Source organism: Pseudomonas sp. WS 5071 (assembly GCF_012985765.1).
GTDB classification, from domain to species: domain Bacteria; phylum Pseudomonadota; class Gammaproteobacteria; order Pseudomonadales; family Pseudomonadaceae; genus Aquipseudomonas; species Aquipseudomonas lundensis_A.
Genome location: NZ_JAAQWY010000024.1, coordinates 79,145 through 90,415 on the forward strand (window position 1 = coordinate 79,145; position 11,271 = coordinate 90,415).

Genomic DNA, 11,271 nt, shown 5'->3' on the forward strand with positions numbered 1-11,271 from the left:
TATTTATCTATGATGATCAGAATTTGATCAATTAAGACTTGATCAATTCATCTTTCGCTAACAATCGGGAATTTTTATGCAAGGTGATCTGGACGCTTACGACCGCAGGATTTTGGCACTGCTGCAAGAAGACGCGTCACTGTCCAGCGCGCAGATCGCAGAAAAAGTGGGCTTGTCGCAGTCACCCTGCTGGCGCCGGATTCAGCGCATGAAAGACGAAGGCATCATTCGGGGGCAAGTGACCTTGCTGGATCGCAAGAAGGTCGGCCTGAACACGCAGATCTTTGCTGAGGTAAAACTCAATGCCCACGGGCGCTCCAACTTTACCCAATTCACCGATGCGATCCGTGGTTTCCCGCAAGTACTGGAGTGCTATGTGCTGATGGGGTCGGTGGATTTTTTGCTGCGGATCGTGACCCCGGACATCGAGGCTTATGAACGTTTCTTCTTCGAGCAACTGTCGATGGTGCCGGGCATTCAAGAAGTGAACTCGATTGTGGCGCTGTCCGAAATCAAATCGACCACGTGCCTGCCGGTGTAGCGCGCAAATAAAAACGGCCTTCACAAGGAAGGCCGTGGATGAGCTGTCAGTGAACAAACAGCGCAATCAGGATGATGATCGGGATTGGGATACCGAGGAAAAACAGCAGTAATGAGCGCATTTTTATTCTCCAGAATTAACGGACAACCGTGGTGGTCGTGGTGTGGTCGATGTAAGTCACAGCGTCGCGACGACGACCGCCAAAGGTGGCGCACAGGCTGGCGAAGAACGCACCGATCAGCAGGGTGATGAACATCCACAGGGTGGTCCAGGCAGCGACTTTGGCGGCTGTGTCAGCGGCTTCTTTGGTTTTAACTTTGGCGTCTTCAATAGCTTGATGGGCCTTGGCGTAGACCTGATCAACCCGTTGCTCGGCTTCTGGCTGTGTCAGGTTGGTACGCTGAGCGACAATTTGTGCCAGGTAGGTACGGTCGTCAGCGCTCAGTTGGCCTTCATTGCCCAGGCTGCGAACGAAGATGCGGGTCACGATGCCGTGGGCGGCGTCTTCGCTGACAGCGGTGCCACGATCATCGCGAAACAGCGTGTCGATGAAGTAATCCGAGCTGTTGCCCGTACCCTGGTTGGCGTGGTTACCAGCGGCACTGCTCATGGCGGTGGCTGCACCTGATGCGACATTTGCACCGGCCTGTACGCCGCTGCCAATCATGCTACTGACCGAACCGGCAACCAGTGTCGCAGTGACCAGCGTAGCCACAGCCCACGCGAGGAAGCCATGGGCAGTGTCGCGGAAGTACACTTCATCGCCATGCATGTTTGCCCATTTGACCCGCAGACGACCGGCCAGATAGCCGCCCATGCCCGAGGCAATAATTTGTGTCACGGCCAGCCAGATAATGGCTGTGATGCCCAACCCTTTGGCGCCTACGCCTTCGCCAGACCACGGCGACACGGCTGAAAAGCCCAAGCCTGCGCCCAGCATCAGCAGCAAGAGGGAGAGTGCAGCGGCAGCGGCGGCACCTGCAAAGATCGCGGCCCATGACACACCGGAGTGGCCAGAGCTGTCTTGCAGGGCAGCGGGATAGTGTTCTGTAGTCCCGATCATTATTGTTGTGCTCCTGAAATGGTGAGAAGTGCAGCCTTCATTTCAGTGATTGCAGGGGTTGTGCCAAGCCGTGATTTATAAAAAATATCTACAAATCAATAACTTATAAACCTGATTAATTTGCTTGGTCATGCAGGTTGCATGATTGGCGGCAAAGAGGCGGGCGTAATGCATTGAAACAATTTCACGAGAGATGCCATTCAAGACACCCATAAAAAACGGGAGCCGTTAGGGGCTCCCGTTTTTTATGGGTGTCATCAATGATGACGGTGTTTGTTCTTCTTGCGGTGACCATAGGCATGGCCGCGACCTGGGTGGTCATCGCGGTAATAGCGGCGATTGCCGCGATCACGGTAATGACGATCATCAGCGTCGCTTTTGTTACCCATATAGTTGCCCAACGCGCCGCCTGCACCACCGCCAGCTGCTGCGCCGACCAGTCCGCCGGTGCTGCCGCCCATGCTGCGGCCCAATACGTTACCGCCGGCTGCGCCGAGTGCACCACCGATGGCGGCTTCGCCACGGCTGCGTTTATCAGCACCTACGGCACTACCGGCCGCGCCGCCTACGCCTGCGCCAATGGCTGATCCGGTCGAGCCGCCGAGTTGTTGACCAACCACAGCGCCAAGAACCCCGCCTAATGCGCCGCCTACACCGGCTTCGGTGGTGCCACCGGCCGAGGCTACGCCACTGACCAGGCCAAGGGACAACAAGAGAATCGAGGTGAGCTTCATAAGTGAGCCTCAAAGGGATGACGGCGCGATCCTGAGGCTGTACGCGGTTGGTTACAATCGAAATCCGACCAGTAACACGAGTTGTACACAATTTACTAAGTTATTGTTTTTACACGGGAACTTAATAGCTTTTGCACGGTCTGAGCATTAGTTAGGACAGGCCGCTTTCTCAGGAAAGCGGCCTTTTTTGTGTCTAAAAGAAAAACGCCGCGTCACGCGGTGACGCGGTGGCTTCAGAGATTGCAGGCGTTATGCCTCAGCTCGCCTTGGCCATGATCAGCTTCGACGGCGTGGCTGTCTCAAGGCAAATGGCCACGAACTTGGACGTCGGGGTGTGGCTGCCCTCCCCGGTGCTTTCCAGTGGCACCAACGGGTTTACTTCGGGGTAGTAGGCGGCCGCTTGCCCTGCCGGGATATCAAATGCCAGCAAGGTGAAATTTTTAACCCGGCGTTCGTGTTCGTCATCCCAGATAGACACGATGTCCACCAATTGCCCCGGCTTGAAGCCCAGTCGAATAATGTCGGCCTCATTCACAAACAGCACGTTACGTTGGCCTTTTACCCCGCGATAGCGGTCATCCAGCCCGTAAATGGTGGTGTTGTACTGATCGTGCGAGCGCATGGATTGCAGGATCAGGTCCGGCAGGCGACCCGTCGCGCGGGTGCGTGCATCGACCAGATCCCGAGGCAGAGCGTTGGGCTTGAAGTTGGCGCGGCCTGAGGGAGTATTCCACTGGCGCGCACCCGCCGCGTTGCCCAGATAGAACCCGCCCGGGTGCTGCACACGGGTATTGAAGTCTTTGAAGCCGGGGATAGTGTCAGCGATCAGCTCGCGGATGCGGCTGTAATCCCCGACGATCCAGCTCCAGTCGATCGGGTGCGTACCCAAGGTCGCCGCTGCGATCCCGGCGATGATCGCCGGTTCGGAACGCATCTGATTCGACAAGGGCTGCAACTGGCCATTAGACGCGTGAACCATGCTGAACGAGTCTTCCACGGTGACCGCTTGCGGGCCTTCGGCCTGAATGTCGATGTCAGTTCGGCCAAGACAAGGCAAGATCAGTGCTTCCTTGCCGTGCATTAAATGGCTGCGGTTGAGCTTGGTGCTGATTTGCACGGTCAGGTCGCAATTGCGCAGGGCCTGCGCCGTGCGCGGGCTGTCGGGCGTAGCCTGGGCAAAGTTGCCGCCCAGCCCGATGAAGACCTTGGCGCGCCCTTCAAGCATGGCGTGGATGGCTTCCACCACGTTGTGCCCGTTCTCGCGCGGCACATTGAATTTGAAACGACGCTCCAGGGCATCGAGAAAGGCCACCGGTGGGCGTTCGTTAATGCCCATGGTGCGGTCGCCTTGCACGTTACTGTGACCGCGCACCGGGCACAGACCTGCACCGGGACGGCCAATGTTGCCGCGCAACAGCATCAGGTTGGCGATTTCCTGAATGGTCTGCACCGAGTGACGATGCTGGGTAATGCCCATGGCCCAGCACATGATGACGTTCTTGCCCTTGAGGTACATGCGCGCGGCACGCTCGATGTCTTCCAGCATCAGGCCGGATTGCTCGATCAGGTGCTCCCATGACGTGTCATCCAGGCTGGCGATGTAGTCCAGCACGCCTGTGGTGTGTTCATTAAGAAACGGGTGATCGAAGACTGCCGGTTCGCCCGCCGCTTGGGCATCGCGTTCCCACTGCAATAGAAACTTGGCCATGCCGCGCAAGAGCGCCATATCGCCACCCAGCGCCGGACGCAGGTAAGCCGTGTTGGTCGGGCGGTCGCCGTTGGTGAGCATCTCCAACGGATGTTGTGGGTGCTGGAAGCGCTCAAGGCCGCGCTCTTTCAGTGGGTTGACGCACACCACTTGAGCGCCGCGTTTCACGGCTTCACGCAGGGGCTCAAGCATGCGCGGGTGGTTAGTGCCGGGGTTTTGCCCGAGCACAAAAATGGCGTCCGCATGTTCAAAATCGTCGAACGTGACAGTACCCTTGCCCACCCCGACGCTTTGCGCAAGTGCAACACCGCTGGCTTCATGGCACATGTTCGAGCAGTCGGGGAAGTTGTTGGTGCCAAACGCACGCACAAACAATTGATACAAATACGCCGCTTCGTTGCTGGCGCGGCCCGAGGTATAGAACTCGGCCTGATTGGGGCTCGTCAGGTTCAGCAGATGCTTGGCTATCAGGGCGAATGCGGCATCCCATGTGACGGGCACATACCGGTCGGTTGGTGCGTCGTAACGCATGGGCTCGGTCAGGCGGCCCTGGTATTCGAGCCAGTAATCGCTTTGCTCCAGCAGCGCGCTCACGCTGTGTTTGGCGAAGAATTTGGCATCGACACGCCGTTTGGTGGCTTCCCAGTTAACGGCTTTGGCGCCATTTTCGCAGAATTTGACCAACCCGCTTTCCGGCGAGTCGCCCCAGGCACAACCGGGGCAGTCGAAACCGCCGTTTTGGTTGGTCTTGAGCATCATGCGCAAGTTTTTCAGGGCGTTGTCACTGGTCAACCAGGCGTGCGCCACACTGATCAGCGCGCCCCAGCCACCTGCCGGGCCTTTATAGGGCTTGTAGCGAGGTGTCGGGGTTTGGTCGGCTTGATGATGAGTGCTCACGCTGGATTCTCCTGCGCCGGGCTATAGACCCGCGGCGCGCTTTTCTGCGGCAGATGAATGAGGTTGAGGTTGTGGCGGCGAGCCCATTGCAGCGCCAAGCCCGTAGGCGAGGACAGGCTGATCAGGGTCTGAATGCCTGCGCGCAACACTTTTTGAATCAGTTCGAGGCTGCAACGGCTGGTGACAATCGCCGCGCCGCCGCTCAGGTCGATGTGTTGGCGCACCAATGCACCGATCAACTTGTCGAGCGCGTTATGTCGGCCGATGTCTTCGCGACCCATCAGCAATTGGCCTTTGGCGTCCATGTAAACGGCGGCATGTACGGCGCCGCAGTGCTGGCCCAGCGGTTGAAACGCGCTGATGCGCTGGCGTAGACCGTCCAGCCATTGCGCGGGCGGAAGGGGCGCACCGGGCAGTACGTTCAGGTCGGGCAGCGCTTGCTCGACGGCTTCGACGCCGCACAGTCCGCAGCCGCTGGTGCCTGCCAATTGGCGACGTTGCTGTTTGAGGTTCCAGAACGCCCGGCTGGCGATTTCGACGTGCGCATACTGCGCCGAGCCTGCGCCGCTGAGCTTGAGGTCATAAATGTCGCTCGGGTCTTGAATGATCCCGCTACCCAGGCTGAAACCGACGATGAAGTCCTCAAGGTCAGTGGGCGTGACCAGCATCACCGCTTGATTGATGCCATTGAAGGCAATCGCCAGCGCGACCTCTTCGGCAAGGGCAGTTTCAGCGCCGCTGCTGTGGTCCAGCGTGACGTAGTGATAATTCTGGCTGGCGGCGGGCGCGGGCGAATCCTGGGCGGGCGCCGCGCACGTAGGGCGCTTGGCGTTCATAAGGCTGTTCCGACGGAATATTCAGCAATAAGGGTAGGCGCGACACTCTGTCGCGTCTAATCGCTAGTGCTGATCTATTGATAGATGCCGTCGATCATGAAGTTGCTGATGATTTCCGATACAGCGAAAAGCAGGCCTCCGCCAGCGCCGACCGTGGTGCTTCGCGGCGCATGATCAAACCCAGAGGGGCGAGGGTTTGCGCGTCGGCAATCGGGTGCAGGCGCAGGTCGTCGGTCAGGGCTTCAAGGCCGCCTTCAAGCGGCATCACCGCGCAGCACAATCCGCCATGAACGGCCTGCAACAGCTGATGAACTGCATCGGTTTGCAGCAAGGGTTGTGGGGTCAGCCCGCGGCTGTGGAAATTGTGATCGATGGACTGACGAAAATGCATGCCGCCACTGAGCAGCGCCAACGGCAACTCAATCAAGGCTGCCCAACTCAACGGCTGTTCACCGAACGTGAAGTGCCGTTGGTCGTATAAAAGACCCATGCGGGTGTCGTTCAAGGTGAGCGAGTCGAAACGCTCATGGTCGAGCCGATCGAGGTAAGACACGCCCACATCCAGCTGATTGCGGGCCAATTGATCCAGGATCTGTTCGGAGCTGAGCGCCGACAATTCAAAGCGCAGTTCGGGGTGCGCCTTGTGCATTTGTTGCAACAACGGCAGCGGGTCAAAACTCGACAACGGCACCACGCCCAGGCGCAACGTGCCGATCAAATTGCCCCGGCAGGCAGCCGCTTCAGCCTGCAAGCCATCGTAGGCGGACAGCACCGTTCTGGCCCATGCCAGCACGCGCTCACCGGGGGCAGTAAAGCTTTCAAAGCGCTGGCCGCGATTGACCAACTGCAAACCCAACTCCTGCTCAAGGCTGCGCAAGCGCATGGACAGCGTAGGTTGGGTGATATGGCAGCGGGCGGCCGCCTGACCGAAGTGACGGGTTTCATCGAGGGCGATCAGGAATTTCAGTTGTTTGATGTCCATGCTCGCTCCACGCGCAAATCGTCGGGGGATTCTAACGCGCCCATCCCTGAACCTGCCTGTCCAATGTTGGTCTACGCTGTGTGTCTGGATATTCCAACCCTAGGAGCGTGAACGATGAGTATTTTTAGCTTTATGAAGGAAGCAGGCGAAAAAGTAATCGACTTGCTGACACCGGACAAAGCCAACGCCTCGGAAGAACTCAAGAAGCACGTAGAAAAAGTAGGTTTGGGCAATCCGAACATCAGCGCCACCGTTGAGGGCGATAAAGTGATCGTCACAGGCGAGGTCGCGACTCAAGAAGAGAAAGAAAAAATCATTCTCGCGGCGGGCAATATCGCAGGTGTTGCCAGCGTTGAAGACAACATCACTGTAACCGGTCCGATGGTTGCTGCTTCGCGTTTTGTGGTTGTGCAAAAGGGCGACACCCTCAGCGCAATCTCACTCACGGTGTACGGCGACGCGAACAAGTATCAAAAAATCTTTGAAGCCAACAAACCGATGCTTAAAGACCCGAACAAAATCTACCCGGGCCAGACATTGCGCATCCCTGAGTAAACCCTGGTGGTTTTCGGCAGCGATGACAGGTGTGCACGCACGTGTGTCGCTGCCGAGGCACGAGGCTGGGATCCCCCATCCGCTTCATTAGCCTTGGCTCAAAGCCCTTCCAGTAACCCGCGGTAATCCCCCAGCGCGGCAAACTCCTTGGTGTCTTTCGGGCCTTTTTTGCTGTCCGGCTGCTTGACCGCCAACAGATGTCTCACGCCAAAATCCCGTGCACTGCGCAGAATTGGCAAGGTGTCGTCGATAAACAGGCTGCGCGCGGGCTCGAAACCGATATCGGCGTGCAGCGCATCCCAGAACTGCGGGCTTTCCTTGGGGAAACCGTAGTCGTGGGAGCTGATCAGCCTTTCGAAGTAGGGCGCCAGTTCAATGCGTTCCAATTTCAAGGACAACGAATCGCGGTGCGCGTTGGTGATCATAATCACCCGCTTGCCTGCTTCTTTGATGGCGGCTAAAAACGTATCGGCATCAGGGCGCAGGGCAATCAGGTCAGCGGTTTCGCGTTTCAATTCGCGGACCGGGATCTTCAGCTCGGCGCTCCAGAAGTCCAGGCAGTACCATTGCAATTGGCCTGCATTGCGCTCAAACAACGGCATCAGCTCCAGTTCAGCCATGGCCCGGCTGATGCCATGCAGTTCGGCATAGCGTTGGGGCAGGTGTTCGAGCCAGAAGTGGTTGTCGTAATGCAGGTCGAGCAGCGTGCCGTCCATGTCCAGCAGAACGGTATCAATGTCGCGCCAAGGTAACGCTGTCATGCAAAACTTCTCCCGCAGTTGAAAACATCCGACCAAGACAATCGGAAAAGCCGGGGTATAGTAACCCGTTCATATTGAGGAGCCGCTATGCGCCAAAAACCCACCGTACTCGCCCGTGAAATTGTTGCCAGTAGCCGATTGTTTCGTGTTGAAGAAGTGCAGCTGCGCTTTTCCAACGGCGTTGAGCGTACGTATGAACGGCTGGTGGGGCGCGGCAATGGCTATGGCGCAGTGATGATCGTGGCGATGATCGATGCCGAGCATGCCCTGTTGGTCGAAGAGTATTGCGGCGGCACCGACGAATACGAAGTGTCCCTGCCCAAAGGGCTGATCGAGCCGGGCGAAGACGTACTGGCTGCTGCCGAGCGTGAGTTGAAGGAAGAAGCGGGCTATGGCGCCCGTCAGTTGGAGCACCTCACCGAGCTGTCACTGTCACCGGGCTACATGAGCCAGAAGATCCAAGTGGTGCTGGCCACCGACCTGTATGAGTCGCGTCTGGAAGGTGATGAGCCGGAGCCCATGCGTGTCGAGAAAGTGAATTTGCGCGAGCTGTCGGCGCTGGTACAAAACCCGCAATTCACCGAGGGTCGTGCCTTGGCGGCGCTGTATCTGGCGCGGGATCTGCTGACGCAGCGCGGAGCATTTGCGCTGTGAGCCTGTCTGTCCCTCAACTGCTTCAAGGCGTGATTCAACTGGTGCATCAGGCAGGTGACGCCATCTTGCCGTTTTGGCGAGCCGACGTTGCGGTCATTGCCAAGGCGGATGATTCTCCGGTGACGGCTGCTGATCTGGCAGCCCATCATGTGCTGCTCGACGGCCTGACCGCGCTCGACTCGAGCATCCCGGTGTTGTCCGAAGAAGATGCCAACATCGCCCAGGACGTGCGTGCCGGGTGGTCTCGCTGGTGGTTGGTAGACCCGTTAGACGGCACCAAGGAATTCATTTGCGGCAGTGAAGAGTTCACCGTCAACGTCGCCTTGATCGAGCACGGCCGTGTGGTGTTTGGTGTGGTATCGATGCCGACCAGCGGCCGCTGCTATTACGGTGGTGCGGACCTCGGCGCATGGCGTGCAGAAGGCGACAAGGTCGAGCGTATCAACGTGCGCACGGCCCCGCCTGTGGGCGAGCCGTTGACCGTCGTCGCCAGCCGCCGTCATTCCAGCCCGGCGCAAGAGCAACTGTTGGCGGGTTTGAGTGAACACCTGGGTGATTTAAAGCTCACCAGCGTCGGCAGCTCGCTCAAATTTTGTTTACTGGCTGAAGGTGCGGCCGATTGCTACCCGCGTCTGGCTCCGACGTCACAGTGGGATACCGCAGCGGCGCAAGGCGTGCTCGAAGGTGCGGGTGGCGTGGTGTTGCAGCTGGATGGCCAGCCGTTCACCTACCCGGCGCGGGCATCGTTGCTCAATGACTCGTTTTTGGCATTGCCGGAAAAAGCGCCCTGGCGCGAGACGCTGTTGGAGCTTGTCCATAAGTAACCGGTATTGCCACTCGTTTCACCCTCAACGATGCAACACATACTGGCCGCTGAAGCGGACGGCGTCTTCTTCGCCGTCTGTATTGATGACCCGGGTTTGCAGTGTCAGGCGCGCGCGGCTATGGCGTGTGTACATGCTCAAAAACGTGTTCCATGCTGCCTCGTTCGGCGCATCGCACAGCACAATCGCGTCCTGCGCGACCGGCAGCGGGTAGCTGATATGGCCCTCCTGAATCACGATGCCCGCCTTCAATGCCTGCTTCGCGTAGCTTTCAGAAACACACGGTTACGAGGTCAAATTGACCGGGCCTCAGACTCGACTGCAACCTTCATGCTTCAAATGAAGTGACAAGCACGTCCCATGAAGAAGGACGGTAAAGACGACCCTTTTTTCGAGCCCCTCTGGAAGCCGAAACGCCCAAACGGTGGTGCCTCATGGGCTGCATGGCAAACGTCGGCCGCGCCAGCACCGGTGTATATCCCAAAAGAGCAATGGCCATCTCCCAAGCAACGCACTGACGTGGTCTTCGCCAAATCCTGCGTTGCTGAAAACTGGTGCAGCACGGAGGCAGGTACGGACACCGAGCCCGTCTCCAACTTTGGCAACGTCATGGTCGTTGCCTCCATGCTTTTGCCTTCCGCGTCAGAGGCCATTGCATTGGCCATCGGTGCAGATGCCGGACTCGCCCGTGTAGCGGGTGGCGGCATCATGCAACAGCGCATGACGTGGGCAATACGTGGCGCGGGAGGCCCGGTCAGCGTTTTTCTAATGGGCATGCTCCCCGCCAAAATGGGTGACGGCACACTCCATACCGACGAACAACTGCGCAGCATGAGCAAAGCCTCTACACGGGTGCGCTTTCAGTTCCGACGTGATGCCGAAGGGGTCATGCAGATTTACGGTATTCACACCGGCGCGTCGGGCGATGACTCAGTACGCACCGTGCAGGTGAAGTGGAACGCAACCAAGACGGCGTTGGAGGCCGAACTAAACGGGATCACCCTCCTCTGGACGCCACCCCACAGCGCTTCAAGAATGCCGCCACTGACTTACCCCGACGAAAGCGGCAAGCAGCTGGGCACCATCCTGGTACACCCGATCCCGGAGAACACCGACAGTCAGCTTGAAGGGCTTCCCGGCGAAGACATTACACTCGACGACTGTATTCTGGTCTTTCCTGCGGATACGGGCCTGAAGTCGCTGTATGTGGTGTATGCGAAGCCTTTTGGTGGTGATATCAAATACCACGCTGCACCGAATACTCTTCCTGCTTTCCCCGATGCTGTCGATGTCCGTAGCAAAGGAAATCGACAGCGCTGGAAAAGCAAAAGACGAATCTACGAATGGGATTATCAACATGGAGCAGTAGAAGTGTATGACAAACAAGGAAACCACTTAGGGGAGTACGACGCGACTACTGGTGAACAAACTGGAAAAGCCCAGCCTGAAAGACGAATCACAACTAAGGAATCTCCGAACAAGCCTTCAGTTATGCGAGAATCCCCGCAACACCTGATCCGAGCCGCCCATGAGCCAGATGAGCTTTTCCGACTTTGAGTACGCCGGCAAGCGCAAGCAAACCCGCCGAGAGCGCTTCCTCGCCGAAATGGATCAGGTGGTGCCCTGGGCAGGCCTGCTGGAGCTGATCGAACCGTTCTACCCCAAGGCCGGCGGCGGTAGAAAACCCTATCCTCTGGAAACCATGCTGCGCATCCA

The 11,271-nt window shown here is 58.0% G+C and carries 12 protein-coding genes and 1 pseudogene; 6 read left to right on the forward strand and 7 right to left on the reverse strand.

The window, feature by feature from the left end; genetic code table 11:
- Positions 1-76: 76 nt before the first annotated feature.
- Positions 77-541, forward strand: a complete 465-nt coding sequence (locus tag HBN61_RS15675) for an Lrp/AsnC family transcriptional regulator (RefSeq protein ID WP_094993243.1) — start codon at positions 77-79, stop codon at positions 539-541.
- Between the two features lie 136 nt (positions 542-677).
- Here HBN61_RS15675 and HBN61_RS15680 read toward each other — a convergent pair whose 3' ends face one another.
- The 5 genes from HBN61_RS15680 to HBN61_RS15700 form a co-directional block, all read right to left on the reverse strand.
- On the reverse strand, positions 678-1,604 hold the full coding sequence (locus HBN61_RS15680; protein WP_170047108.1) for a hypothetical protein: 927 nt from the start codon (positions 1,602-1,604) through the stop codon (positions 678-680).
- Between the two features lie 257 nt (positions 1,605-1,861).
- A complete protein-coding gene (locus HBN61_RS15685; protein ID WP_094993241.1) occupies positions 1,862-2,338 on the reverse strand; it encodes a YMGG-like glycine zipper-containing protein in 477 nt (158 codons plus the stop codon).
- Positions 2,339-2,594: 256 nt separating this feature from the next.
- On the reverse strand, positions 2,595-4,943 hold the full coding sequence (locus HBN61_RS15690) for an FdhF/YdeP family oxidoreductase (protein ID WP_170047109.1): 2,349 nt from the start codon (positions 4,941-4,943) through the stop codon (positions 2,595-2,597).
- Positions 4,940-5,779: a formate dehydrogenase accessory sulfurtransferase FdhD gene (fdhD, locus tag HBN61_RS15695; protein WP_094993239.1), complete on the reverse strand. Its 840-nt coding sequence runs from the start codon at positions 5,777-5,779 to the stop codon at positions 4,940-4,942. Before fdhD ends, HBN61_RS15690 begins: the two co-directional genes overlap by 4 nt.
- Positions 5,780-5,873: 94 nt before the next feature.
- Positions 5,874-6,761 carry a LysR family transcriptional regulator gene (locus HBN61_RS15700; RefSeq protein WP_169964600.1) on the reverse strand — a complete coding sequence of 296 codons (888 nt, stop codon included), beginning with the start codon at positions 6,759-6,761 and terminating at the stop codon, positions 5,874-5,876.
- A gap of 114 nt (positions 6,762-6,875) precedes the next feature.
- Between HBN61_RS15700 and lysM the strand changes: the two genes are divergently transcribed.
- Complete coding sequence (gene lysM, locus HBN61_RS15705) at positions 6,876-7,316, forward strand: peptidoglycan-binding protein LysM (protein ID WP_169964598.1); 441 nt, start codon at positions 6,876-6,878, stop codon at positions 7,314-7,316.
- 98 nt (positions 7,317-7,414) lie between these two features.
- On the opposite strand, the gene yrfG is transcribed toward lysM, so the two are convergent.
- A complete protein-coding gene (yrfG, locus tag HBN61_RS15710) occupies positions 7,415-8,077 on the reverse strand; it encodes a GMP/IMP nucleotidase (protein WP_170047111.1) in 663 nt (220 codons plus the stop codon).
- Positions 8,078-8,164: 87 nt separating this feature from the next.
- On the opposite strand from yrfG, the gene nudE reads away from it, so the two are divergent.
- On the forward strand, positions 8,165-8,731 hold the full coding sequence (gene nudE, locus HBN61_RS15715; RefSeq protein ID WP_094993235.1) for an ADP compounds hydrolase NudE: 567 nt from the start codon (positions 8,165-8,167) through the stop codon (positions 8,729-8,731).
- Between the two features lie 2 nt (positions 8,732-8,733).
- Positions 8,734-9,555 carry a 3'(2'),5'-bisphosphate nucleotidase CysQ gene (gene cysQ / locus HBN61_RS15720; protein WP_170047117.1) on the forward strand — a complete coding sequence of 274 codons (822 nt, stop codon included), beginning with the start codon at positions 8,734-8,736 and terminating at the stop codon, positions 9,553-9,555.
- A 24-nt stretch (positions 9,556-9,579) separates the two neighbouring features.
- Here cysQ and HBN61_RS15725 read toward each other — a convergent pair.
- A pseudogene (locus tag HBN61_RS15725) lies at positions 9,580-9,826 on the reverse strand (YiiD C-terminal domain-containing protein); the annotation flags it as partial.
- A gap of 89 nt (positions 9,827-9,915) precedes the next feature.
- Here HBN61_RS15725 and HBN61_RS15730 point away from each other — a divergent pair.
- Both HBN61_RS15730 and HBN61_RS15735 read left to right on the forward strand, forming a co-directional pair.
- Complete coding sequence (locus HBN61_RS15730) at positions 9,916-11,112, forward strand: S-type pyocin domain-containing protein (protein WP_170047115.1); 1,197 nt, start codon at positions 9,916-9,918, stop codon at positions 11,110-11,112.
- A partial coding sequence (locus tag HBN61_RS15735; protein ID WP_524539063.1) for a transposase occupies positions 11,084-11,271 on the forward strand: 188 nt, incomplete at its 3' end. The genes HBN61_RS15730 and HBN61_RS15735, both read left to right, overlap by 29 nt.